Source organism: Methylocystis sp. ATCC 49242 (assembly GCF_000188155.2).
Lineage (GTDB): Bacteria > Pseudomonadota > Alphaproteobacteria > Rhizobiales > Beijerinckiaceae > Methylocystis.
The window spans coordinates 1,530,406-1,555,196 of the sequence record NZ_KE124774.1 but is presented as its reverse complement, the minus strand read 5'-3'; the positions used below and the strand labels follow the sequence as shown (position 1 = coordinate 1,555,196).

24 protein-coding genes and 1 pseudogene are annotated in these 24,791 nt (G+C 61.9%); 17 read left to right on the top strand and 8 right to left on the bottom strand.

Translation table 11 applies throughout. The annotated features are described in order from the left end of the window. Positions 1 to 56: 56 nt before the first annotated feature. The 3 genes from MET49242_RS09685 to MET49242_RS09675 all read right to left on the bottom strand — a co-directional run bounded on the left by MET49242_RS09685 (position 57) and on the right by MET49242_RS09675 (position 2,927). Positions 57 to 623 (bottom strand): HdeD family acid-resistance protein, encoded by a 567-nt coding sequence (locus MET49242_RS09685; protein WP_036282640.1) that lies wholly within the window; start codon positions 621 to 623, stop codon positions 57 to 59. A 124-nt stretch (positions 624 to 747) separates the two neighbouring features. Then, positions 748 to 2,118 carry an IS5 family transposase gene (locus tag MET49242_RS09680; protein WP_036287573.1) on the bottom strand — a complete coding sequence of 457 codons (1,371 nt, stop codon included), beginning with the start codon at positions 2,116 to 2,118 and terminating at the stop codon, positions 748 to 750. A 248-nt stretch (positions 2,119 to 2,366) separates the two neighbouring features. After that, a complete protein-coding gene (locus MET49242_RS09675; protein ID WP_036282638.1) occupies positions 2,367 to 2,927 on the bottom strand; it encodes a hypothetical protein in 561 nt (186 codons plus the stop codon). Positions 2,928 to 3,067: 140 nt separating this feature from the next. On the opposite strand from MET49242_RS09675, the gene MET49242_RS09670 reads away from it, so the two are divergent. The 3 genes from MET49242_RS09670 to MET49242_RS09660 all read left to right on the top strand — a co-directional run bounded on the left by MET49242_RS09670 (position 3,068) and on the right by MET49242_RS09660 (position 6,147). Further along, positions 3,068 to 3,256 (top strand): DUF1192 domain-containing protein, encoded by a 189-nt coding sequence (locus MET49242_RS09670; protein WP_036282636.1) that lies wholly within the window; start codon positions 3,068 to 3,070, stop codon positions 3,254 to 3,256. Between the two features lie 125 nt (positions 3,257 to 3,381). Continuing rightward, a complete protein-coding gene (gene aspS / locus MET49242_RS09665; RefSeq protein ID WP_036282634.1) occupies positions 3,382 to 5,160 on the top strand; it encodes an aspartate--tRNA ligase in 1,779 nt (592 codons plus the stop codon). Between the two features lie 90 nt (positions 5,161 to 5,250). Further along, positions 5,251 to 6,147, top strand: coding sequence for a neutral zinc metallopeptidase (locus tag MET49242_RS09660; RefSeq protein ID WP_036282632.1), 897 nt, complete (start codon positions 5,251 to 5,253; stop codon positions 6,145 to 6,147). Positions 6,148 to 6,151: 4 nt separating this feature from the next. On the opposite strand, the gene MET49242_RS09655 is transcribed toward MET49242_RS09660, so the two are convergent. Then, positions 6,152 to 6,736 (bottom strand): transposase, encoded by a 585-nt coding sequence (locus tag MET49242_RS09655; RefSeq protein WP_244430774.1) that lies wholly within the window; start codon positions 6,734 to 6,736, stop codon positions 6,152 to 6,154. A gap of 53 nt (positions 6,737 to 6,789) precedes the next feature. On the opposite strand from MET49242_RS09655, the gene MET49242_RS09650 reads away from it, so the two are divergent. The 3 genes from MET49242_RS09650 (at position 6,790) to MET49242_RS09640 (ending at position 10,848) form a co-directional block, all read left to right on the top strand. Continuing rightward, a complete protein-coding gene (locus tag MET49242_RS09650; protein ID WP_051134496.1) occupies positions 6,790 to 8,367 on the top strand; it encodes a bifunctional ADP-dependent NAD(P)H-hydrate dehydratase/NAD(P)H-hydrate epimerase in 1,578 nt (525 codons plus the stop codon). Between the two features lie 224 nt (positions 8,368 to 8,591). Continuing rightward, positions 8,592 to 9,239 (top strand): carbonic anhydrase, encoded by a 648-nt coding sequence (locus tag MET49242_RS09645; RefSeq protein WP_036282631.1) that lies wholly within the window; start codon positions 8,592 to 8,594, stop codon positions 9,237 to 9,239. Between the two features lie 43 nt (positions 9,240 to 9,282). Then, positions 9,283 to 10,848, top strand: a complete 1,566-nt coding sequence (locus tag MET49242_RS09640) for a SulP family inorganic anion transporter (protein WP_036287563.1) — start codon at positions 9,283 to 9,285, stop codon at positions 10,846 to 10,848. Between the two features lie 236 nt (positions 10,849 to 11,084). Here MET49242_RS09640 and MET49242_RS09630 read toward each other — a convergent pair whose 3' ends face one another. Continuing rightward, positions 11,085 to 11,852 carry a glycerophosphodiester phosphodiesterase family protein gene (locus tag MET49242_RS09630; RefSeq protein ID WP_036282627.1) on the bottom strand — a complete coding sequence of 256 codons (768 nt, stop codon included), beginning with the start codon at positions 11,850 to 11,852 and terminating at the stop codon, positions 11,085 to 11,087. Beyond that, complete coding sequence (locus MET49242_RS09625) at positions 11,849 to 12,331, bottom strand: RidA family protein (RefSeq protein WP_036287560.1); 483 nt, start codon at positions 12,329 to 12,331, stop codon at positions 11,849 to 11,851. The genes MET49242_RS09630 and MET49242_RS09625 overlap by 4 nt, the downstream gene beginning before the upstream one ends. Before the next feature lie 130 nt (positions 12,332 to 12,461). Here MET49242_RS09625 and MET49242_RS09620 point away from each other — a divergent pair, with 130 nt between their 5' ends. Both MET49242_RS09620 and MET49242_RS09615 read left to right on the top strand, forming a co-directional pair. Further along, positions 12,462 to 13,289, top strand: a complete 828-nt coding sequence (locus tag MET49242_RS09620) for a cell envelope integrity EipB family protein (protein WP_036287557.1) — start codon at positions 12,462 to 12,464, stop codon at positions 13,287 to 13,289. A 156-nt stretch (positions 13,290 to 13,445) separates the two neighbouring features. Then, a complete protein-coding gene (locus tag MET49242_RS09615; RefSeq protein WP_036282626.1) occupies positions 13,446 to 14,246 on the top strand; it encodes a DUF1217 domain-containing protein in 801 nt (266 codons plus the stop codon). A gap of 2 nt (positions 14,247 to 14,248) precedes the next feature. On the opposite strand, the gene MET49242_RS09610 is transcribed toward MET49242_RS09615, so the two are convergent. Next, a complete protein-coding gene (locus tag MET49242_RS09610) occupies positions 14,249 to 15,388 on the bottom strand; it encodes an SGNH/GDSL hydrolase family protein (protein WP_144259548.1) in 1,140 nt (379 codons plus the stop codon). 444 nt (positions 15,389 to 15,832) lie between these two features. Between MET49242_RS09610 and MET49242_RS25520 the strand changes: the two genes are divergently transcribed. From MET49242_RS25520 to MET49242_RS09565, 9 genes are all read left to right on the top strand, one after another. Then, entirely contained in the window at positions 15,833 to 16,000 is a 168-nt protein-coding gene (locus tag MET49242_RS25520; RefSeq protein ID WP_158497279.1) for a hypothetical protein, read from the top strand. 341 nt (positions 16,001 to 16,341) lie between these two features. Further along, a complete protein-coding gene (locus MET49242_RS09600; protein ID WP_036282620.1) occupies positions 16,342 to 17,463 on the top strand; it encodes a 4Fe-4S dicluster domain-containing protein in 1,122 nt (373 codons plus the stop codon). Between the two features lie 11 nt (positions 17,464 to 17,474). Continuing rightward, positions 17,475 to 17,936 carry a cyclic nucleotide-binding domain-containing protein gene (locus MET49242_RS09595; protein ID WP_036282619.1) on the top strand — a complete coding sequence of 154 codons (462 nt, stop codon included), beginning with the start codon at positions 17,475 to 17,477 and terminating at the stop codon, positions 17,934 to 17,936. After that, entirely contained in the window at positions 17,929 to 18,780 is an 852-nt protein-coding gene (locus MET49242_RS09590; protein ID WP_084678988.1) for an FAD/NAD(P)-binding protein, read from the top strand. Before MET49242_RS09595 ends, MET49242_RS09590 begins: the two co-directional genes overlap by 8 nt. Before the next feature lies 1 nt (position 18,781). Continuing rightward, positions 18,782 to 19,579 (top strand): oxidoreductase, encoded by a 798-nt coding sequence (locus tag MET49242_RS09585; RefSeq protein ID WP_036282617.1) that lies wholly within the window; start codon positions 18,782 to 18,784, stop codon positions 19,577 to 19,579. Continuing rightward, positions 19,554 to 20,846 carry a Ni/Fe hydrogenase subunit alpha gene (locus MET49242_RS09580; RefSeq protein WP_036282615.1) on the top strand — a complete coding sequence of 431 codons (1,293 nt, stop codon included), beginning with the start codon at positions 19,554 to 19,556 and terminating at the stop codon, positions 20,844 to 20,846. The genes MET49242_RS09585 and MET49242_RS09580 overlap by 26 nt, the downstream gene beginning before the upstream one ends. Positions 20,847 to 20,850: 4 nt before the next feature. Next, a complete protein-coding gene (locus MET49242_RS09575; protein WP_036282613.1) occupies positions 20,851 to 21,339 on the top strand; it encodes a hydrogenase maturation protease in 489 nt (162 codons plus the stop codon). 153 nt (positions 21,340 to 21,492) lie between these two features. Then, positions 21,493 to 22,806, top strand: coding sequence for a carbohydrate porin (locus MET49242_RS09570; protein WP_244430773.1), 1,314 nt, complete (start codon positions 21,493 to 21,495; stop codon positions 22,804 to 22,806). 59 nt (positions 22,807 to 22,865) lie between these two features. Then, positions 22,866 to 23,426 (top strand): hypothetical protein, encoded by a 561-nt coding sequence (locus tag MET49242_RS09565; protein ID WP_144259547.1) that lies wholly within the window; start codon positions 22,866 to 22,868, stop codon positions 23,424 to 23,426. Between the two features lie 305 nt (positions 23,427 to 23,731). Here the strand turns inward: MET49242_RS09565 and MET49242_RS09555 are convergent. Next, positions 23,732 to 24,544 (bottom strand): annotated as a pseudogene (locus MET49242_RS09555) (IS5 family transposase). Between the last annotated feature and the right edge of the window lie 247 nt (positions 24,545 to 24,791).

The window sequence follows — 24,791 nt, the reverse complement described above, 5'->3', positions numbered from 1 at the left end:
TCCCGCGTCTTTGGTTACGGGTTGGAATAATGGGCGGAGCGCGCCTTATCTCAGCTTTAGCGCTCCCGGACCAATAGGCCAAATCCGATCCAGCTCGCGCCGTAGAATAGCAGATCGACGCCGAGGAACAGTCCAAGCACGTAGCTCGAATTATCGGGCCAGTCGAAGAGAATGATCATGCCGAGCACGCTGGTCAGCGCCCCCGCAAGGACGATGAAGACGCTTGGCCCTTCCGGCAGGCTTGCGCCGAAGACCGCCCGCGCGACGCCGGTCGCGAGCAGGGCGGCGCCGAGCAGGAGGGTGAAGGCCGCCGCGCCGGTGAGGGGATTGGCGAGCATGAAGGAGCCGGCGACGACATAAAGGAGGCCAACCAGAATGAGCGGCAGCCGATGGCTCCAAATGTGGGCGTTGACGCCCAGAATGATCTCCGACCATCCGACCATGATGACGAACAGGGCGATGAGATAGACCGAGAAGATCGTCGCCACATTGGCGAGCGCGAGAGTCGCCAGCCCCAGCGCGACGGCGAAGGCGCCGAAGGCGACGAACCATGCCCAGCGACTGCGCAAACGAGCAATCGCCGCCTCGATGTCAGTCGGGCGACTGAAGGGAGAGAAGGACATTTCTGTCTCCGCGGGCTCCGCGCCGCGCTTTCGGCGGTCCGCCGCCGACGAACGGAGCCTCGTCCTTCAAGTGTGGCGCAAACCTCGGCCGCGACAAGCGCCGTCGCCGATTTTCCACTGTTACCTAGTCTCCCGTGAAGAATGCGCTTGAAGCTGCGGACAGGGCTTCGCCATAGGCTGAGAAGAGCGCGTCGATGAAGGCGCGCAAAAACTTCAGCCAGGCCAGCAGGCGTCTGAAGTTGTAGCCGGCGGCGGCCAGCACCGCGTTGGCGGCGTCGCCTATGGCGTGGGCGAGGAAGTTTCGGCCCATGCGGTGGTCGGTCTTGGCGTGGCCGATCACCGGCTCGACAGCGGAGCGGCGCTTCATCTCGCGCTTGATCGCCTTGGTCATGCGCCGTTTCTGGCCGGCGATGAACACTCGGAACTTGCGCTCTGGCGGGGCATTGTGGCCGCGGTAGCCGCGGTCGGCGAGAATGCGCTGCATCGGCGCGCCGATCATTTGCTCCATCTCGGGGATGACCGTCGCCAGCGTGTGGCCGTCGTAAGGCGCGCCCGGCAGCGCCTTGGCGTGAACGATGAACTGCCCGCCCTTCGAGCGATGCAGCGTCGTCGCCACCGACACCTTCACGCCAAACTCATAGGGCTTGTGGGCCTTGCCCTTGCCGATGCATTCCACCTCCGGCGCATGCAGGCTGTAGACCTTCTTGCCCCTCTGGTTCTGGCGCTGCTCGCGCACGCGCTCGGCCAGCCACAATGGGCGGCGAAAGACATCGATGAGCGCCTCGTTTCCCTTTGCCTTGCGGGCGATGTCGCGCATGACGCGGCCAAGGAATGTTTTGATCTTGCGCAGCGCCTTGTTCGCCCGCTTGTGCTGTTTGGCGTGCTTGTAGCGCTGATGGTCGATGAGCGCGTATTTGCCGATTCGCTCATAGGACTGGCGCAGCGCGACGCCATGCTTTTTGGCGAGCCGCACAAGCCTCTCTCGCGCGCGGTGCATGAGCTTCGCGTCGGTGGGGAAGGCGACGGCCTTCTCCTGCACCGTCGTGTCGACGATCACCTTGGTGAAGTCGGCGGGCTTCGCTGCGCCGGTGCGAGTCGCGACGGACAGGCTCTCCTGCAATAGCGCCGCGAGCTTCTCCTCGCCCATGCGTTGGCGCCAGCGGGTGATCGACGAGCGGTCGAACGGCAGCCGATGGGCGAAAAACTCCTCGCCGCAGAACAGCTGATAATAGGGGTTTTCCAGCCAGCGGTCGCACAAAACCTCGTCGGAGAGGTCGTGCATGTGCTTCAAAATCGCGAGGCCGGCCATGAGCCGCGTCGGCAGCGGCGGCTGGCCGGGACCGTCGGAATAAACCGCGCCGAAGCGCTGCTCGAGAAAGCCCCAGTCGATCGCCGCGGCGAGCTTTACGAGCGGATGCGCCCTGTCGACGATCTGATCGAGCCGCGCCCGGAAAAGATCGCTCTGCCCGCTGTCGCGTCGCTCCTTCGGCCGCATCGAAAGCGTCTCCCTTTTCGATCCCGAAAAGGAGAGAATCACGCCATGCCGCCCAGATCAAATCGCCGGAAAACAGACCGAAAGCACCCGCTTTCTTGCAAAAAACGATACTTTTCCAATACGGAAAACAGTGTCTCAACAGCGCCTTATGGATAGTTCACGGGTGACTACCTATCGTCGCGGGCGGCGACCGTCGCGCTCGCCTGGACGCCTTTCGTCCGGTCGGCCTGTAACTTTCTCGGCGTTTTTCAGTGTCCGCTGGAACCCACTCGACGTCTCAGGACGGTCATTGGATTGCCGCGCGCATGACGCATGGAGACGCCCTCGGGCCGTGACGGCCCCTTGCTCGTGAAACCGTCGAAGGCCGCGGCGAGGGCGCGCTTCAACAGGGCCGCCGCCACCAGCGTCACGGCTCCGCCGACCGCCGAGATCAGAACCGTGCCCGAGAAGATCGTGATATATTCCTTCGGAGCCAGCGCCACCCAGGCCGTCGAGAAAATGGCGGCGCCGAACAGCAGCACGCCGCTGTTCCCTTTCGGCCCGAATCCTCGGTCGTGGAGGAGGACGTCGCACAGGAAGCCGATGAAAATCAGCAGCAGTCCCATAACCAGCGACGTGACCACGAACTGCGTTTCGGTGATCTGCATCGCGTCCAGACGAAGCGCCAGAAAGCGCATCATGTCGCCACGAAGGCCCGTTCCCCCTTCGCGCATCGCAGTCTCGAAGCCGGTCGGAGTCAGCAGTTCGCGGATCTTGTTCCACGCAAGAAGCGGGAAGATCGAGAGCAGGATCGACAGAATATAGCCCATCCGACAGCGCCTCTGCATGGAAGTCGCGTTCTTGCGAACGACCTCGACGATTAATCATGCTGACGCCCGAAAGGGCGCTTGCGGGGAGCAGGCTAGAGCGCGACAGTTAACGTCAAATTACAACTGAGGGTTGTATACATATGAAAAGTGAAGACGAAGACCCGCCGCGCCGCCCGTCGTTCGAAATCGGCCAGCCGCTCGACCTCCTGTCTGTCGCGGAAATCGACGCGCGTATCGCCGCGCTGAAGTACGAGATCGCGCGGCTGGAGAATGGCCGCGCCGCCAAGGTTGCGGCGAGCGCGACGGCGGAGACGTTTTTCAGGAAATAGGCCGCCGGGTGGGACTTGCGGCGGGGGGCCTCTTGGCTTGACAGGGACGACCGCATTGCGCTTCTTCTCGCGCGCGTCGCCGGGCCTCTCCGGCGTTTCCCGAGATTCCCAACCGAAAGCGGCCCATGCATCGCTACCGTTCGCATAATTGTGGAGAGCCGACCGAGGCGCTCGCCGGCCAGAAGATTCGCCTTTCGGGCTGGTGCCACCGCATCCGCGATCACGGCGGCGTGCTGTTCATCGACCTTCGCGACCATTACGGCCTCACGCAATGCGTGGTCGATCCCGATTCGCCCGCCTTCGCGCAGGCCGAGAAGCTGCGCTCTGAATGGGTCGTGCGCCTCGACGGCGAGGTGCGCAAGCGCCCGGCCGGCACCGAGAATCCCGACATGCCGACGGGTCACGTCGAAATCTATGTCGCGGAGATCGAGGTCCTCGGCCCCGCCGGCGAACTGCCAATGCCGGTCTTCGGCGACCAGCAGTATCCCGAGGACACCCGTCTGAAATATCGCTTCCTCGACCTGCGCCGCGAGAAGCTCCACAACAATATCATGCTGCGCGGCCGTATCATCGACTCGATCCGCACACGCATGAAGCAGGGCGGCTTCTTCGAGTTTCAGACGCCGATCCTCACCGCCTCCAGCCCCGAGGGCGCGCGCGACTTCCTCGTGCCGTCGCGCCTCCATCCCGGCAAGTTCTACGCGCTCCCGCAGGCTCCGCAACAATTCAAGCAACTTTTGATGGTTGCGGGCTTCGATCGCTATTTCCAGATCGCGCCCTGCTTCCGCGACGAGGACGCCCGCGCCGACCGCTCGCCGGGCGAATTCTATCAGCTCGACGTCGAGATGAGCTTCGTCACGCAGGAGGACGTGTTCGACTCGATGGAGCCGGTGCTGCGCGGCGTCTTCGAGGAGTTCGCGAACGGTAAGGCCGTGACGCAGAAATTCCCGCGCATTCCGTTCCGCGAGGCGATGCTGAAATATGGCTCCGACAAGCCCGATCTGCGCAATCCGCTGATCATCGTCGATCTCAGCGCCGAGTTCGAGGGGGAGGGCGTCACCTTCAAGGCCTTCCGCGGCAAGACCGTGCGCGGCATCCCCGCGCCGGGCGCAGCAAGCCAGCCGCGCAGCTTCTTCGACAAGCTCAACGACTGGGCGCGGTCTGAAGGCGCGCCGGGCCTCGGCTATATCATCTTCGAGGACGAAGGCGGCGCGCTCGTCGGCAAGGGGCCGATCGCCAAGTTCATTCCGGCCGACGCGCAGGCGGCGATCGCCGCCAAGGCGGGCGTGAAGGCGGGCGACGCCGTGTTCTTCTCGGCGGGCGAGGAGACGGCGGCGGCCAAGCTCGCCGGCATGGCGCGCATCCGCATCGGCAATGAACTCGGCCTCTCGAAGAAGGACGTCTTCGAATTCTGCTGGATCGTCGACTTCCCGATGTACGAGTGGAACGAGGACGACAAGAAGATCGACTTCTCGCACAACCCCTTCTCGATGCCGCAAGGCGGCATGGAGGCGCTGGAGGAGAAGGATCCGCTCGACATCCTCGCCTATCAATACGACATCGTCTGCAACGGCGTGGAGCTGTCCTCGGGCGCGATCCGAAACCACCGCCCCGAGATCATGAAGAAGGCGTTCGAGATCGCGGGCTATGGCGAGGACGTGCTGATCGAGAAGTTCGGCGGCATGTATCGCGCCTTCCAGTATGGCGCGCCGCCTCACGGCGGCATCGCGCCCGGCGTGGATCGCATCGTCATGCTGCTCGCGGAGGAGGAGAATCTGCGCGAGGTGACGCTGTTCCCGATGAACCAGCGCGCGGAAGACCTGCTGATGGGCGCCCCTTCGGACGCCACCATGAAGCAGCTGCGCGAGCTGCACATCCGGCTCAACCTGCCCGAGAAGGCCTGAGCCGTCGCTATTCCCCTACACAGGCCCGCCCGCGTCCATTAAATAGGTTTTCGGGCGGCCCTGAGTTCGGCCCCGGCGGAGCCAGCGAATATGAAATGGGAAGATTTACAGACATCCGAGAACATTGAGGACCGCCGCGGCCAGGAAGGACCGATGGTCGCCGGAGGACCCGGCATGGGCGCGGGCGGTATCGGCCTCGGCACAATGGTCATACTGGGCATCATCGGCTGGGCGCTGGGCGTCAATCCCGCCATTCTCATCGGCGGCGCCGAGATGCTGAACAAGATGCGCGGGCCCAGCCAGGTCACGCGTCAGGAGGCGCCGCGCGGGGAGCAGGGCGCGCCAACGGATCAGCTGGGCCTCTTTGTCTCCAAGGTGCTGGGCTCCAACGAGGAAGTCTGGTCGGAAGTGCTGCCTCGGCAGAAGGGCATCCAGTTCCAGCCGCCGCGTCTCGTCCTCTTCGACGGCGTCACCAGCTCGCGTTGCGGCATGGCGCAGTCGGCGATGGGTCCTTTCTATTGCCCGATCGACCAGCGCATCTATCTCGACACCTCCTTCTTCCGGGACATGAAACAGCGCTTCGGCGGCGGCGGCGATTTTGCTTACGCTTACGTCATCTCGCATGAGATGGGGCATCACATCGAGAACCTGCTCGGCATCCTGCCCAAGGTGCAGCGCGCCCAGGCTCGCGCCTCAAGTCGCGCGGAGGCCAACAACCTCTCCGTGCGCGTGGAGCTGATGGCGGACTGCCTCGCGGGCGTCTGGGCCAATAACGGCAATGCGCGCCGGCAGTTCCTCGAGGAAGGCGACATCGAAAAGGCGGTCGCCGCCGCTCAGGCGATCGGCGACGATCGTCTGCAGAAAGCCCAGCGCGGCTATGTCGTGCCCGACAGCTTCACGCACGGCTCATCGGCGCAACGCACGCAATATCTGCTGAAGGGCCTTCAGACCGGCAGCATCGACGCCTGCAACACTTTCGCGCGTTGAGGCTCTAGAAAATGCGGCGGGCGCGGGTCGTCAGATCCACGCCCACCATTTTTTTTGTCAGTCGCGCAAGATCGGACGAGGCGGCGCCGCGAAGGTCACTTCTGCGGGCGATGATTCCGACAGGCGCCGCGAGCTGCGGCGCAACTCGTGTGAGCAACGAATTCGGCGCCGCGCGAAGGACGAGCGGGCGCTTGTGATCGCCATAGGCGAAATTGTCCTGCACTTCGTCGATGAAACCGCGTTCGACAGCATAACCCGCGAGCATCAGCAGGACATCGTCATGTCGCGCGAGCGTGAGCGCTTGCGCCAGCCCCTCGTCCGGGCGCGACGTCTCGACGAGCGCGCAGCCCGCGTCATCGGCGATCCGGCCAAATCCGCGCTCCGGCGCCCCGACGAGAACGGCGTCGGCGACAAGCCCCTGAACGCAGGCTTCGACAAGCGACCCGAGACTGCGGGCCACGGAGTCGCCGCGCAGGGGCTGCGCAGGCGGGTCATAGGCGAGAAGGATAGCCGTCAGCATGAGCCGCACACATAGCGTAAAGCTTGGCGCGACGGAATGCGGCGCCAAATATTGAGGCGTTTCCGTCATTCTCGCGGCGCCGCCCATTGCGCCGGGCGTCGCCTTCGGTCACCATCCGGCTCATGCCGTATGGTCCTTTTCCTCTCGAGCTTCTCACGACAGAGCAGATGGCGCGCGCCGATCGCTTGACGATCGAAAGCGGCGTGCCCGGCATGGCGCTGATGGAGAAGGCGGCGGCGGCGCTGGCGCGCGTCACCAGCCAGATTCTGCAACGCACGAGCGGCCGTCGCGTGCTGGTGCTTTGCGGGCCGGGCAATAACGGTGGTGACGGTTATGTCGCGGCGCGGCTGCTTCGCGGGCAGCGCTACAAGGTGCGCGTCGCGTCTCTCGTGCCGCCGAATCAGCTGCGCGGCGACGCGGCGCGGGCGGCGGCGGGCTGGGTCGGCGAGGTGATTCCTGCGCAGGACTGCGATTTCACCGGGGTCGATCTGGTGATCGACGCGCTGTTCGGCACCGGCCTCGCGCGCGATCTCGATCCCGAGGCGCAGGCGCTGGTGAAGCGGCTGAACCAGTGGCGCCGCGAGACGAAGCAGAATGTCGTCAGCGTGGATATTCCGAGCGGCGTCGACGGCACGACCGGCGCGATTCGCGGCGCCGCCGTCGAGGCCGACGCGACCGTAACCTTCTTTCGCGTGAAGACTGGCCATTTGCTGCTGCCGGGCCGTTCGCGCTGCGGAGCGCTGACCTGCGCCCATATCGGCATCCGCTCCTCGGCGCTCGCGACGATCGACGTCAAGACCTTCGTGAACATGCCGGCGCTCTGGCAGCAGGAACTGCCGCTGCCGCAGATCGAGGGCCACAAATATTCGCGCGGCCACGCGCTCGTGGTTTCCGGCGGCGCTTCCTTCACCGGCGCGGCGCGGCTTTCCGCGGCGGCGGCCTTGCGCGCAGGCGCCGGGCTCGTCACGCTCGCGAGCCCGACCGAGGCGCTCGCGGTCAACGCCAGCGCGCTCACATCGGTCATGGTGCGTCCGGCGGATGGCGCGAAGGGCCTTGCGGCCGTGCTGTCGGACGAGCGCAAGAACGCCGTGGCGATCGGTCCCGGCCTCGGCGTGAGCGAGGAAAGCTGCCGGCAGGTCGAGACGGCGCTCACGCCGCAGGCCTATCGCCGCGCCGCGGTGCTCGACGCCGACGCGTTGACGAGTTTCGCTGACGATCCTTTCCGTCTTTGGCGCGCGACGCGCGCGGCGCCCGGACCCGTTGTGATGACGCCTCACGCCGGAGAATTCGGACGCCTCTTTTCCGAGTGCGACAGTGATCGCGCCCTTCGCTCGAAGCTCGACAAGGCGCGCGATGCGGCGCGCGTGAGCGGTGCGGTCTTGCTCTACAAGGGGCCCGACACGGTCGTCGCGGCGCCCGACGGACGCGCCTCGATCCTGCCCTGGGCGACGCCGTGGCTCGCCACCGCGGGCTCGGGCGACGTGCTGACAGGAATTATCGCGGGCCTTCTTGCGCAACGCATGGATGCTTTTGCAGCGGCGTCCTGCGCCGCCTGGATGCACGCGCGCGCCGCGGAAATCTTCGGCCCGGGATTGATTGCGGACGACATCACCGCGACCCTGCCGATGGTGTGGCGCGAACTGCAGGGAAAGCAGCTGCGCTACTGTCCGCGCTCATCAAGCGAAAGCTGTGTGGCGTAATTCAAATAGTTCAGAGTGGACCTATAGAATCAACGATTTGGCTCTTGAGACGACGCCACGTTTCTGCAATGTTTCCGAACCGTGTAAATATGGCGCCCGAGGCCCGCTGACACGTGGCGAAGCCGGAGGCGAGCATAAGCGACGCTTCCAGTCGCAATGCTGTAACATTCGGGGGGCACGTCGCCTTGCGGCTGCGCCGTGAGCATAAACTTGATGGGCTTCAAATGAAATCACACGAGAGACTGCTGCTCGAAAACAAGGCCTGGGCCGAAGAAAAAAAGCTGCGCGAGCCTGACTTTTTCGAGCGGTTGGCTGCCGATCAGAAGCCCGAATTTCTGTGGATCGGCTGCGCCGACAGCCGCGTGCCGGCCGACATCATCGTGAATGCGGAGCCGGGCGAAATCTTCGCTCATCGCAATATCGCCAATCAGGTGATCGCGACGGATTTCAACAGCCTCAGCGTCATTCAATATGCGGTGCAGGTGTTGAAGGTTCAGCACATCATCGTCTGCGGCCATTACAATTGCGGCGGCGTGAAAGCCGCGCTCGACCGCCAGCGTCCGGATCTGGTGCTGCTCAACAAATGGTTGATGCACATCAAGGACATCTACCGGATGCATCGCGCGGAGATCGACGCTCTGGACACGTCCGTCGAAAAGGCCAATCGGCTCGTCGAACTGAATGTGATCGAACAGGTGCGCCGCCTGTCGCACACTTCCATCGTGCAGACCGCCTGGAAGAACGACCAGCGTCCAATGCTTCACGGCTGGGTCTATGGGCTGGATGACGGCGTGCTGCAGCAATTGGTGACGCTTCCGGCTGGAAGCGACGTCGACGTTATCTACCAGCAATACGACGTCGACGGCTTCTGATCGGCGGGACTGGCGGCAAGACCCTCAACAGGAGTGCGTGAGCGTGCTGAAGAAGCATTTCGACTATTACCTGCGTTACCTCGACCATGACATTCCGGCGGGCGTCGTCGTGTTTCTGGTTGCGTTGCCGCTTTGCCTCGGCATCGCCGTGGCGTCTGGGGCGCCGCCTTTCGCCGGCGTCATCGCCGGCATCGTGGGCGGCCTGATCGTATCGGTCGTCAGCGGGTCCCAGCTCAGCGTCTCCGGCCCCGCGGCCGGCCTGACCGTGATCGTGGCCGTCGCGATCGAGAAATTCGGATACGACGGCGTGCTTCTCGCCGTCGCGATTTCCGGCATTTTCCAGCTTGCGATGGGTTTTCTCGGCGCCGGCCTGATCGGCGCCTATTTTCCGTCCGCCGTCATCAAGGGAATGCTGGCGGCGATCGGCCTCATCCTCATCATGAAGCAGTTGCCGCATGCGGTCGGGTACGACGCGGATGCGGAAAGCGATCTTTCATTCGTCGAGGACGACAAGGGCGCGACATTCTCATTCGTGTGGGAGTCGCTGAAGGCCGTCTCGCCCGGCGCGACGATCGTGGCGCTCGCGTCCATGGCCATCCTGCTTTTCTGGGAAACGTCCCGGATCAAGAAACATCGCGTCCTCTCGCTCGTGCCGGGTCCGCTCGTCGCCGTCATCTTCGGTGTGACATATAACGCGGTCGCGCAAGCGCTCCTGCCGTCTCTCGCGGTTGCGTCGCAACATCTCGTTACTCTGCCGATGATTTCGGGGCCGATCGATTTCGCTCATCAGCTCAAATTTCCTGATTTTGGCCGGCTGACCGATCCTCAAATTTACGTTACCGGGGCGACTCTGGCCCTTGTGGGCAGCCTGGAGACGCTGCTCAGCCTGGAGGCGGCGGACAAGCTCGATCCGCTCAAGCGAACGGCCCCGACCAATCAGGAGCTGAAGGCGCAGGGCGTCGGCAATTTCGTCAGCGGAATGATCGGCGGCCTGCCGATCACGGCGGTGATCGTGCGCAGTTCGGCCAATATCAACGCGGGCGCGCACACCAAGGTGGCCTGCATCGTCCATGGCTGGCTGCTGATGCTGAGCGTGATGTTTCTGGCGACTGTGCTCAACATGATCCCGCTCGCCTGCCTTGCTGCGGTGCTGCTGCTCACCGGTTACAAGCTCGCGAAGCCGAAACTGGTGAAGGAGCAATATGAAAAGGGCTTCAATCAGTTCGCGCCCTTCGCCGTCACCATCGCCGCGATCCTTGTCACGGATCTTCTGAAGGGCATGGCGATCGGCATGGCGGTAGGGCTGTTCTTCGTGCTGCGGGCGAATTATCATTCGGCCTTCACGCTGACGCGCGACGGCAAGAATTATCTGCTCCGGCTTCAGAAGGACGTTTCCTTCCTCAACAAGGCGCCGCTGCGCACCTATCTCGAGAGCATCGACGAAGACAGCTATCTGATGATCGACGGCTCGCGTGCGACCTTCATCGATCAGGATATCATGGAGACGCTCGAGGACTTCATCAAAGCCGCGAGCGACAAGAACATCCGCGTCGAATTGAAAAACGTGCGTGGTCTGACGCCTAACAACAATGGCCTCGTCGCCGCATGACCTGCCAACTTTCCCGGGCGGGCGCATTTGCGCCGCTCGCCCGGGGAACGTCATTTCAAATATCGAGCGTCATTTCCTGTCCATCTCGTGAAGCTCCGAACGGGCGAAATCACAGGCCGCGAAATCCGGATCGAGCTTGCAGGCCTTGTGAAAATAGCGGCGCGCCAGAAGCCTGTCCTTGCGCGATATTGCGCAGATGCGCCGCGTGATTGGCGCCGCCGGACGCCTCTACTGCTTTATGGCGCGAAGCCCTCGAAAATGATCTGATCGGTCCATTGTCTCGCGCGCCCGGCCTGCTCGCGCGAGCGCACGGTCCAGGTCGTAACCGGAATATGGAGACCTTCGCGCGCGAGTAGCGGAACAGCGTGCGGCAGGTCGGCGACATTCCATGAAATGAAGTCGGGGCGCGTGCGGGAATAATGCAGAAAATGCGTCAGTTCGGCGCGCTTCGCCGCTGTCAGCGCAGGCCAATCGTCTTCATCGTAACGCGCCTCCGCGACCATGCCGAGCGGTATATGTGAGACGCCGAGCGCTTCGGCGTTTTCGCGTAAGAATGACATGGGCTCGGGATCGAAGCTTTCGACGGCGACCGGCCCATGATAATGCGCGAGCAGTGCGGCCGCCCGCCGCGCCGCGGTCAGATCGCCATCGAAGTCGCTCTTGATCTCGACGACGAGCGGCGTGTTGCCGCCGATCGCTGCGAGGAAGTCGGCGAGACGCGGGATCTTTTCGCTGGAGCCGCGCAAGGCGATCCGCGCCAAGGCGTCGGCCGTGAAATCGCAGACCCTGCCGGCGCTTTCGGTCAGTCGCTCAAGGCGCTCATCGTGGAAGACCACGAGCTCGCCGTCCTTCGTGCGCTGGACGTCGCACTCAATGGCGTAACCTGCGGCGACCGCCGAGCGCGCAGCGGCGATCGAATTTTCGATGATTCCCCGCGCCGCGTCGTGCAAGCCGCGATGCGCAACGGGTCGCGCGGCGATCCATGCGTGGTTGCGCGCGTTCACGCGAGGATCTCGAAAATCCCTTCGACTTCGACAGCGGCGTCGAGCGGAAGTTGCGCCACGCCGACAGCGAAACGCGCATGCCTGCCATTGTCGCCGAGGACGGCGGCGAAGAGATCGGAGGCGCCGTTGACGACCTGCGGGACCGAACCAAAATCCGGCGCACAATTGACGTAGCCGCCGATGCGCACCGCGCGTAGCCGGGCGAGATCGCCGACCGCGGCGTCGGCCTGCGCCAGAACATTGAGCGCCGCCTGGCGCGCCGCCGCCTGTCCGGCTTCGAGAGAGACGCCTGCGCCGAGCTTGCCTTTGTGGGCGGGGTCTATCCCGCCGGCGCCTATCGGCAACTGCCCGGATACGAACAGCAGGTTTCCCGCGCGCGAACAGGGAACATAATTGGCGACCGGCGCCGCCGCAGCCGGCAAGGTCAGCCCGAGGGCGGCGAGCCGCGCGAGCGGCGTGGTTTCCGATGCAGTCGTCATGCCTGGCGCGCCCCCCATCTACAAAATCATTTGCTCCATGCCGGCCACGACCCTAATTTCGTCGCGCGCGCGACGCAATGGCTGCGCGCGCAGGCCCCAGGCGCGCGTTCGCCGCATCGAGACGAGTTCCATGATCCTTTTTCGCGCGTTTGCCGCCGGCGCCTGCGCACTCACGCTTCTGCCGCTTCCTTTCGCGAAGGCGGAGACGCAGGTTCCGCTTGCGTCGCATCGCGCGGTTTACGATCTGACCCTGGCGAAAGGCTCGGGCGCCAAGGCGCCGGCGCAGGCGCGCGGGCGAATCGCCTTCGATTTCTCCGGCTCGGCCTGTGACGGATACGTGCAGAATTTCCGCCAGATCACCGAACTTCAGCCCGCTGAGGGGGCCGCGAAACTCTCCGACATGCGTTCGGCGACCTTCGAAGCGCCGGACGGCGCGGATTATCGCTTCAAGATCGAAACAAAGGTCGACAACTCGTCCACCGAGGCGATCGACGGCAAGGCGCAGAAAACAAAGAATTCGGGCATTTCGATAGACATCGCCAAGCCCAAACGCGCTCATTTGCAGATCGATGGTCCGACGCTGTTTCCTACGGAACATCTGCGCCGCGTGATAGCCGCCGCGCGCGCTGGCGAAACGCTGATCGAGGCCCGCGTCTATGACGGCACCGGCGAGGGCGACAAGGCTTTCGACACATTGACGCTCATCGGCAAGCCAATCGGGGCGCCCGCGCAGGAGAAGGCCGCGCAGGCGGACGCGCTCAAGGGCATGGCCCGCTGGCCGGTGGCGGTTTCCTATTTCGAGCCCGGAAAACGCGACGGCCAGCCCATTTACGTTCTGTCATTCGACCTCTACGAGAACGGGGTGTCGCGCGCCCTGAAGCTCGATTACGGGGACTTCGTCCTGAAGGGCGAGATGAGCGAGTTGACAATCTCGCCGACGCCGCCCTGCAAGAAATGACGCTCCCCGTGCGTCGTGCGCAGTAAAGCGCAGTATTAATGTCGACATGAGCCGTATTTATCTGGTCTCGTAGTTTTCCGTAAAGCCTTGTCTGCTAACCGTGACTTTCGAGACGGGCGCGCGTGGTTCGGCGCGCCCTTTGCGAAGGCGCATGCGATGACGACGATTGCATCATATCTTTCCATCGCCAATGATCTCGGCAGGTGGCGGTCGATCACCGCCAAGGCGCCGGACGTTGCGCTCGAGACGAAATATTTCAAGGAGAATATCGGCAAGGCGACGTCGATAGAGGCCTTTCTCAAGGATCGACGCCTGTTCAACTACGCCATGAAGGCCTTTGGTCTCGGCGACAGAACATTTGCGATCGGCCTGATGCGCAAGGTGATGGAGCAAGGCGTCGATGATCCCAAGGCGCTCGCGAGAACGCTCAACAACCCGAACATCCTCGCTTTCGCCAAGGCATTCGATTTCTCGGCCAAGGGCGCCGGCGTTCCTTCCGCCACACTCATCCAGGATGTCACCGCCCGTTTCGTCGAGCAGGCGATGCAGGCCGAGCAGGGCAAGCGGAATCCGGGCGTGGAGCTTGCTCTCTATTTCCGCGAAAAGGCGCCGGGCCTGACCAGCATTTATGGCGTTCTCGCCGACAAGAAGCTGGTGCAGGTCGTGCAGACCGCGCTCGACATTTCGCCGAGAACCTCCGCGCAGAATATCGATACGCAGGCGCGGCTGCTGAAAGCCAAGGTGAACGTTGAGGACTTCAAGGACCCCAAGAAGCTAACCGCCTTCATCGCGCGTTTTTCGGCGATGTACGACATGCAGAATCAGGGAACGGTATCGTCGGCGACGGCGTCGTCAAACGCCATTCTCTACGGCGCCTCGCTGCTCGGGGCGGATGGGCCGGTCGGCGTCGATTTCAGCCTCATCCTGCGACTGCAGAACGCCAACCGGCTGATGTAGCTTCAGCGTGAAAAATACGCGCGCAGGCGATGAAGCATCGAACGCGGGCGCCAGAACATCACGCCGTGAATCTCGAGCCTTTGCGCCGCGAAGGGCGCAGCAGGGGGGACCGCAAGCAATGTGCGGTCCTCGGCAACGTTCATGAGACGCGCTTCATTGTCCGGCATGGAGATTTCCACTTCGCCGTGAACTGAAATGACGCGCGACGTGTAATGAAGCAGCACCAGATTCCTTACGATCTCTTGCATCCGGGAGCAGGGATTCTTGCGATAGGTCCCGCTCTGCGCGCGAATGAGATAAACGCCGCTCGTTTCGGTCGATTGCAGCATCAATCCGACAAGTCGTCCGTCACCTGTCCAGAAGCTCGCGCCGCCGCGCGCGATGTCGAGAAAAGGCCCGGCGAATACGCGCGTCGTGAGAGGCCGCAAATGACAGGGTCCCTGCGTGCGCGCCTGCGTCGCGTCGACGTAATCGAAACGCGGCGATTCCACGGAGATCCGCCGCGGGGTCGAGGCGCCCGCGCCGATCGACGCCAGCACGGCTTCCGCGACGCGCGCGGAAGCCGCCGGCGTGAGATGGTTCTCGTCCTGGTAGTCCGCTTTCGTCAATTCGTCGTTGAAGATTTCGTTGAGCCAGAGACAGGGCGCGCCCGCGCGCCGCGCCGCCGCCATGTAAAGCGGCTGCACGCGCGCGAGCGCTTTACGCGATTGTCTCGGGCCGTCGGGCCGGGGTTCGAGGCAGAGAAACAGCAGTGGAAGACGCGCGTCCGCGCAGAGATTCACGATCGCGTCGAGCGTATCGACGATCAGCGGCTCCCTGAGAACGCCGGCGTCGACCAGAAGCACATCGTTGAGGCAATATTCGAAGACGACAAGGTCCGGAAGAGCGGCGCCCTCGCGCAGATGCTTCAGCAGCGCCATGAGGCCGTAAAGCGAACCCACCGCGCCGAGGAATCTGTTTTCCACGACATGCGCACCCGCCCGCATCTGCAGTTGCGTGGCCCAGCCGTCCCTCAGGCCCGCATTGGAGCCGCCGAGCAGGAGAATGTTCATGCCCTTCGGAGGCTGTTCGGCGGCCGATGGGCTCGCGCAATCCCCCTGGCTCGGGCACTGCGTTTTTTCTTGCTGAACTGTGTTCCGCATCCGCCGATTTCCTGCGCCTCCCGTGAAATTCGCCGGCGTCTTTCACGCCGCTGCGGCCCGCCCTGCGGCGGACGACACCGCGGCGACCGCGCGGGCGGCGACGGACTTAATGCATGGTTTTTGGTGACTGCAAAGCTGGGACATTCGAGCAATCGTTCGCATGGGGCGTCGAATTGACGCGCGAACGGCGCGAATGCAGCGGCGGGTGGAACTGTCCGTTCACTTTCCGGGAAGGTTAAAAATATGAGAAATGCAGAAATATTTTGTGACGGCGGAGACTAAACAATGTCCAACCACGTCTCCGCCGTCACCGGATATGGCGACCGCAGGCTGGAGTCGCCACAACGTCTTTATCGACGAATATCCTGAACCCTCGGCTGTAGAAGCTTAAACCCTGAATATATTTTTGTTTACGTATTTCTAGCGGAATATCTGAGCTGCCTGATGCATAACGACAAGAAAAAACGCCAATATTGCGACAACAAACCCGACTGCTTTGAACATAGAAGTCCCGCTATGTTGGATCATTTCATTGTCCCTCATGCTTGGGTTACGGTAAAGATGCAAGTCAAAGCTAATGATATTTGGATTGATGAAAAGCGCCAAAATTGAAAAAAGCGAGGGGACCAGTGACCGGCGCTAAAATCGGAGCCAATAACCAGAGCGTGGGCATGGTATGCAAGGATTGATTATAGAACACAGCCTCGTGTCACTCGAATACATGCGCTCAGCTTTCGTCTCGTTGTGCCAGCGTTTTTCGATCGTGGCCGGACGGGAGCCGCAGCGGCCCGAGCGTCGCATCTCCGCGCCTTCCGAAGCCCGCTGATATTGGAATTTCAAATTCGTGATCTAAGCTCCGGGAAATTGGCGTTTCGCCACGGTTAGAAGCAGCGACAAAGAACCGCTTTGAAGCGCAACCGGGGTTCCATCAATAATGCCTTCAAGGAAAGAAGATGCGGCCGACTGAACACTACGTCATGACGATAGAGGGTTTGCAGGCGTTGATAGACGCGTTGCAACGCCGCGGGCGCCGCGTGATCGGTCCGACGCTTCGCGACAAAGTCATCGCATATGACGACATTGCCGCTGTCGATGATCTCCCCGCCGGCTTCACCGACGATCAGGACGCGGGCCGCTATCACCTGAGGCGCCGCGACGACGGCGCATTGTTCGGCTATGCGGTCGGTCCGCACTCTTGGAAGAGTTTTCTCCATCCGCCGAAGCTGCGTCTTTGGCGGGCCGAAAGATACGGCGATCAGGTCAAGGTCGAGCCGGCCGAGACTGCGGCGCAGGAACTGGCGTTCATCGGCGTTCGCGCCTGTGAACTTCACGCAATCGCCATTCAGGACCGGGTGATGCTGGGCGGCGAATATGTCGACCCGCATTATCGTGCGCGACGCGAGGGCGCTTTTCTTGTGGCGGTGAATTGCGGGAAGGCGGGAGGCTCCTGTTTCTGCGCCTCCATGGGAACGGGGCCGGAAGTCGACGGCGATTTCGATCTCGCCCTTACGGAACTCATCTCCGACGACGGACATTCATTTGTGATCGAAGCCGGTTCGCAGGCGGGGCGGGAGATTCTTGAGGAATTGCCTAATCGTCCCGCGAGTGCAGCGGAAGTCGACGGGGCGCGGGCCGTTGTTCAGCGGACCGCGGCGAACATGGGACGCGAAATGCCCGCCGTCGACCTGCATCAGCTCCTCTCGCGCAATCTCCAACATCCGCGTTGGAACGAGGTTGCGGAGCGCTGTCTCTCCTGCGCCAATTGCACAATGGCGTGTCCTACCTGTTTTTGCACGTCGGTCGATGAAGTCAGCGATCTGAAAGGCGTGGAATCCGCACGGGAGCGGCGATGGGATTCCTGTTTTACGATGGATTTTTCATATATCCATGGTGGAAGCGTCCGTTCTAGCGTTGCGGCGAGATATCGCCAATGGATGACGCACAAGCTTTCGACATGGTTCGACCAGTTTGGTTCCTCCGGATGTGTCGGATGTGGCCGTTGCATCACATGGTGTCCGGTGGGGATCGATATTACCGAAGAAGCGCACGCAATCCACGATAGTGAGCAAATTTGAGGAGCGAGGCCTTGGAGACACTCGAACGCATTCTTCACGAGCACCCGTTTTTCGCCGATCTCGACGAGGGCTTTTGCAAGCTCGCTTGCGGCTGCGCCAAGAATGTCCGCTTCGAGGCCGGCCAATATATCTTCCACGAAGGCGAACCCGCCGATCAACTCTATCTGGTCCGGCAAGGCCGCATCGCGCTCCAGATATCGGCGCCTGGCCGTAGCGCCGCGACATTTCTGACGCTCGGCGCCGGGGAGGTGTTCGGCGTAACATGGCTCGTTCCGCCCTACCAATGGACATATGACGCCAAGGCGCTCGAGCTCACCCGCGCCATCGCGATAGACGCTGCGTGTCTGCGCAACAAATGTGAGGCGGATCATGATCTCGGTTATGAATTGTCGAAGCGCCTCATGGCGGTGCTGATCGAGCGGCTGCATTCGACGCGTATGCAAATGCTGGACATCTACGGCTCCCATGTCTGACGTCGCGACACGCGCGGCGGACGCCGCAACGGCAATGATTCCGCGAGTGGCCCATGTCTTGCGCCGGCGTCGTGACGCGCCGCAGGCATGGACGCTGGAACTCGAAATGGAAGGCGGAGCGCCTGAAATCTTTTCGCCCGGCCAGTTCAATATGCTTACGGCGTTTGGCGTCGGTGAGGCTGCGATCAGCATCAGCGGCGATCCAGCGGATGGCGGCCTCATTCATACCATTCGCGCTGTCGGGCCGGTGTCCACGGCGTTGACGCAGCTCAAACCCGGCGATCCGATGGGCGTGCGCGGACCATTCGGCGTAGGCTGGCCGTTGATTGAGGCGCGCGGCAAGGACGTCATTCTCGTGGCTGGCGGACTGGGTCTGGCGCCGTTGCGCCCCGCGATTTATCACCTCCTTCGCGAACGGGGAAACTACGGCAAGGTCACGCTCCTTTATGGTTCGCGAACGCCAGAGGACATTCTGTACCGGCGTGAGGTCGAGAGCTGGCGTGGCCGTTTCGATATCGACGTCGAGGCGACGGTCGATCATGCCGCCTCCGAATGGTACGGGCATGTCGGCGCCGTCACCAAGCTCATCTCGCGAACGCAAATCAATCCGCAGGAAACCATCGCGATGGTGTGCGGTCCCGAGGTGATGATGCGCGTCGTCGCATCTTCGCTTCGTGAGGCGGGCGTTGGAGACGAAGCGATCTATCTGTCGATGGAGCGCAATATGAAATGCGCCATCGGACATTGCGGGCATTGTCAATTCGGGCCAGTGTTCATCTGTCGCGATGGACCAGTTTTCAGCTATGATCGACTGCGGCGCCTTATCGGGGTAAAGGAAATCTGAAATGAGCGCGAGAAGCGCAAGGCCAAGACTCGCGGTCTGGAAATTCGCCTCCTGCGACGGCTGCCAGCTCAGCCTTCTCGACTGTGAGGATGAGATCCTCGCCGTGGCCGATGCTGTGGAGATCGCCTATTTCCCCGAGGCCACGCGCGCGGCGATAAGCGGCCATTACGACATCTCGCTCGTCGAAGGATCGATCACGACGCCCCATGACGCCGAACGCATATACGAAGTGCGACGGCGTTCTTCGAAACTCATCACGATCGGGGCCTGCGCGACATCGGGCGGCATCCAGGCGTTGCGCAATTTCGCCGACGTCAAGGAATATGTGTCGATCGTTTATGCGCGGCCCGACTACATCGATACTCTCGCCGCCTCGACGCCGATTTCTGATCACGTCCCGGTAGATTTCGAATTGCGGGGCTGTCCGATCGACAAGACGCAGCTTGTGGAAGTGATTTCAGCCTTTCTCGCGGGAAGGCGTCCCGCGACGCCGGCGCACAGCGTTTGCATCGAGTGCAAACTGAAAGGCAATGTCTGCGTGATGGTGGCGCATCGGACACCCTGTCTCGGGCCGGTCACTCATGCCGGATGCGGCGCCTTGTGTCCGTCCTATGACCGTGGCTGCTACGGATGCTTTGGGCCCAAAGAAACGCCCAATGCGCCATCGTTGAGTCAATGGCTCGCAGGGCTTGGAATGGATGCGCCCTCGCTGGAGCGCGTTTATCGCACATTCAATGCAAACGCACAGCCGTTTCGCGAGGAGAGCGAGCGCCATGGCGCAAAAGACGATCAAGGTTGACTATCTCGCTCGCGTTGAGGGCGAAGGCGGTCTGAAAGTCGTCGTTCGCGACGGGAAAGTGCAGCGCGCCGAGCTCAAGATCTTCGAGCCGCCCCGGTTTTTCGAAGCATTTTTACGTGGCCGCGACTTTGCCGAAGTGCCCGACATTGTCGCGCGAATATGCGGCATCTGTCCCGTCGCCTATCAGATGAGCGGCGTGCATGCGCTCGAGAACCTCCTCGGCGTGACAGTGGACGGACCCCTTCGTGAGTTGCGAAGGCTCCTCTATTGCGGCGAGTGGATCGAGTCTCACACCTTGCACATCTATATGCTGCACGCGCCGGATTTCCTCGGTTATGAGGGTTCGATCGACATGGCGCGTGATCACGGCGATGTTGTGCGCCGCGGTCTCCAGTTGAAGAAGGCCGGCAATGATATCCTGAAATTGCTCGGCGGACGTGAGATCCATCCGATCAATGTGCGGGTCGGGGGGTTTCACCGCGCGCCGCGGAAGCGCGAGCTACTGCCGCTCGCCGAAAAGCTGAAATGGGCGCGTGATGCAGCGCTCGAGACGGTGCGCTGGACATCTACTTTCGACTTTCCCGACCGAGAGCGGGATTACACTTTCGTCTCCCTCAGGCATCCGCAGGAATATCCCTTCAACGAGGGACGCATTGTCTCGAACCGGGGGCTCGATATCCCAGCGACTGAATATGACGAGCATTTCGAGGAGCGGCATGAAGAACATTCGACAGCGCTGCACTCTCGCCTCCGTGACAATGGAGACGCCTATCTAGTTGGTCCGCTCGCGCGTTATAGCCTAAATTACGATCGGCTCTCTCCGCTTGCGAAACAAGCTGCGGTCGAAGCCGGCCTGGGCGTCATCTGCCGCAATCCCTTTCGCAGCATCGTCATCCGTGCGATCGAAGTGCTTTACGCCTGTGACGAGGCGTTGCGTATAATCGAAAATTACGACCAACCAGACCGCGCCTTCGTCGAATACGAACCGCGCGCCGGCGTCGGCTACGCGGCGACAGAAGCTCCGCGCGGGCTGCTCTATCACCGCTACCGCCTCGAAGCGGACGGCGAAATCGCCGATGCGCAGATCGTGCCGCCCACCTCGCAAAATCAGCCGAGCGTCGAAGAGGATCTGACAGACTTCGTGGGATCCTTCCTTGACCTTCCGAAGGAAGAACTGCGTCATCGTTGTGAACAGACCGTTCGCAATTACGATCCGTGCATTTCCTGCGCAACGCATTTCCTTCGCCTCGATATCGACAGGGCGTGACTCGATGCCGAGCGAGGCGAGCTCGATCATCGTCATCGGAATTGGCAATCCTGACCGTGGAGATGACGCAGCCGGACGGGAAGTGGCGAGACGCCTTTGCGAAACAATTCTCGAGGGCGTCCAAATCGTCGAGATCGACGGGGAGGCGACGACATTGCTCGCGCATCTCGAAGGCGCGCATGCCGCATTCATGATCGACGCCTGTGTCTCGGGCGCCACGCCGGGCGCCATTCTGCGCCTCGACGCTTCCGAAACGCAAATCCCCCGGGTGCGCTTCGGCCTATCGTCACATGGAATTGGCCTTGCCGAGGCGCTCGAACTTGCGCGCGCGCTCGGTCAAATGCCGCCCCAATGCATCGTTTACGCCATTGAGGCTGAAAATTTTGAAATCGGCGCGCCTCTCTCCAACGCCGTAGCGCGCAGTGTGGACCAGGTAGTTGCGGGATTGGGCGCAGAAATCGCCGCGCTCCGGCGAAAGCTCATCACCGGATAGGTTGATATCGGCTTTTCGGGACGTCGCTGCGCGAACTGTTGTAACTGCGCCACATTGCGCGGACCGCTCGAATGAAGCAATCTTGATTCATCCGCTTCAACGCTCGTCAGTATTTCATGCTGGCGTCGAGACATCGAGTAAATTGGAATTCCCTTGCATCGGGCAGGCGTCACCTCAGAGAAGAAAGCTATCGCCGCAGCCTCATTTCTCGTCGTCGGCTTGACGAGCGCCGCATTCGCCGAGGACGCCAAATCGTCCTTGCTCAAGCAAGGCTCCTTGACCGACACGCCGGACGGTCCCAAGGCGCAATTGCGCAAAATCGGCATCATGCCCGATGTCTGGATCACGCAGATATATCAGGGCGAGATCGCGGGCGACGCCTCGAAGACCTGGCGCTATGGCGGCAAGCTGGATGCCTTCTTGAAGGTAGACGCGCACAAACTGGGTCTCTGGCAGGGTCTACATTTGAATGCGCAATATGAGCACTATTTCGGGCGAACGATAAATAATACTGACCTTACTTTGCTTCCGGTCAGCGCCGCGCAGGCGTTCGTGCAGCGCGACGGCTATCACTCCGCGTTGTCGATTGCGGTGACGCAGGATTTCGGCGAGAGCTTCTCCATCGGCGCGGGCAAGGTCAATACGATGACGCTCGCTTCGCAAACGCCACTCATTGGCGGAGGCGGCGTCGAGACCTTCATGAACCGCGCCTTCGCGGCGCCGGCGACAGGAATTGGCGTGACGTCGCCGGGAACGCTTGCCGACCGAGTCGTTGTTTCGCCGACCTACACGCTGGGCGCGACGGCGACATTGAAGACGCAGGTAGGAAAATTCACGCTGGCGGTCGCTGATCCGCGCAACGCGCAAAATTCCAGAGTGATCGAAAACCCTTTCGAGCGGGGCGTCGTCGTTTCCGGCACGGCGACCATTCCGATCGACGTTTCCGGCTTGCGCGGATACCACACTGTGCGCGGCGCTTACAGTAATGCTCGCGGCTTCGATCTCGACGATATTCAGGGGCTGCGGAGACGTCTGGTGGGCGGCGCGTCCGTGACGAAGAAAGGGTACTGGTTCATATCCTACGCCTTGCAGCAGTATCTTTTCCAAAGCAGCGATGATCCTTCGATCGGCTGGGGACTGTTTTCACTGATTACGCTTACGGACGGCAACCCGAATCCGGTCAAATGGACCGTGCTCGGCGGCCTCGCGGGAAATAATCTGCTCCCGGGCCGCGAACTCGACCGTTGGGGGGTCGGCTATTTCCACTATGGGCTTTCCGAATCGTTGCTGAGTGGACTTGCCGCATCGGGCGTTTATCGACGCAGTGAGAGCGGCGTAGAGGCTTTTTATAATTATGCGGTCACGCCGTGGCTGCGGCTCACCGCCGATCTGCAAATTATAGATCCGTGGTATGCGACGACGTCGCGTGCTACTTTTGCAGCGCTGCGAATGCAGACGAAATTCTAAACCGCATTTGCGTGTCGGACGACGCTTGTCGACGTGATATGATACGGCGTTTGACGACCTTGGCCGACATCCAGCAGAGCTTCGCGGCCGCCATGGGCCGATGTCGCAGCGCTCGCGAAAGGAGAGAGAAGATGAAATTTCGACGCATCTGCCGCCTGAGCCTGCTATTGACCATCGGCGTTTTCGGCCTTTCACCATTTACGGCCGCGCGCGCGGAAAATGTTCGCGCCTATTGCGCGAAGAAAGGCGATGATGATCATCTGAAGGGGTTGCCCGCTGAACTCGTGCAACCAGCGCGGCAAATTTTTGGCCTGTCATCGGATGTTTCAGACCGCTTTATTCGAACGAGCACGAGATATCGTTGCATGGGCGGCAAGGCATGGCTCTGCAACTACGGAGCCAATCTTGTTTGCGACAAGGCGAACGCCAGTCGAACGTCCAGTGGCGCGTCTGCGTTTTGCAAAGATAATCCTGATGCGGAGAATGTGCCGATGTTCGCTACGGGTCACGATACGGTTTATTCCTGGAAATGCGTGGGACGCGAGGCGCGCGTCGATGAACAGGTCACGACGATCGACGCACGCGGCTTCATTGCCGAGAACTGGAAGCAACTTCAGTAATCGCTAATGTAAAGGGAGCCCTGAAATCATTGAGTTTCCAAAACGGTTCCGGTCGCGCTTTTCGCAGGCGCGGGCCCCTCGTCGTTGATCGCCGGTACAACGTCGATGCGATTTGCCGTGGACGCCTTGAAGCGTCGACTGGACGCGGGGCTATTCTCCCAGATGTTCGCCGTATTTGACGTAGGCGTCGGGCACGCATGCGGCTACGCGACGAAGAACGGACTGGGCGCGCGCTTGGGTCTTGTAGGCGCCGACAGCCACGACATCGAAGCCGGGAGTAAAGCCGCGGAATTTGTTAGAGGGTGTTATGCACCTTGGATCATGAAATCTGCTGCGCGCTTGAGCATGAGACATGCGAAGGCGACGACGTGGAGTCCTGCGAGGGTCTGAGCATAGCGCTCGTAGTCTTTGACGAGCCGCCTGCATCGCGTCGCCCAGGCGAATGAACGCTCGACCACCCATCGCTTGGGCAACAGCACGAAGCCCTACTTCGCTTCGGCAAGTTTGACGACGCACAGTTCGGCGCCTTGCGCCTTCGCCGCCTCGGACGCCTTTTCGCCGGTGTAGCCCTGATCGACATAAACGAGTTCGACGCTTTCGCCTGTCACATCCTGCACGGCTGCGATGAGCTTGCCGACCTCGGCGCGGTCATCGACATTCGCCGGCGTGACATGCAACGCCAGCAAATGGCCCAATGTGTCGACTGCCATGTGCAGCTTCGAGCCGCGCTTTCGCTTCGCGCCGTCATAGCCCGCTCGTGGGCCGCTCTCAGGGGTCGAGCGCAAGGTGCGGCTGTCGATGATCGCCGCCGTCGGCTCCGCCGCCCGCCCGGAAGCGACGCGCAACTGGGCGCGCAGATCCTGCGCAAGCGCCTCGAACACGCCCGCCGACAGCCAGCGCTGCGATTGCTGATACACGGCGAACCATGGCGGCAGATCGTTGGGCATGGCGCGCCAGGCGATGCCGTAGCGCAGCACGTAACGCAGGCCGTTGAACAGCTCGCGCAGCGAATGTTGACGCTGCGGCGCGCCTTCGTCCATGAGCGTCAGATAAGGCGCAACCAGCGACCATTCTTCGTCGCTGACGTCAGACGGATAAGGTTTGCGAATCGGAGACATCCGATTCTACTAAGACAATCAATCACCAAAGTACATAACACCCTCTAGAAAAGTCATTGAATGGATCGACCCCGCAGCCGGCCGCGCGACTGCGCAGGACTTGCCGCGACGGGCCTATTCGGATCAAACATGCCTGCCGGAGGTCATGATTTGCTCGCAAATGCATTTTTTATTCGACATGCGCCATTGTTTTCCAAGGCAGGTGAGGCGCGGCGTATCGCGGGGCAAAGCGCGGTCTGCGTCCTAC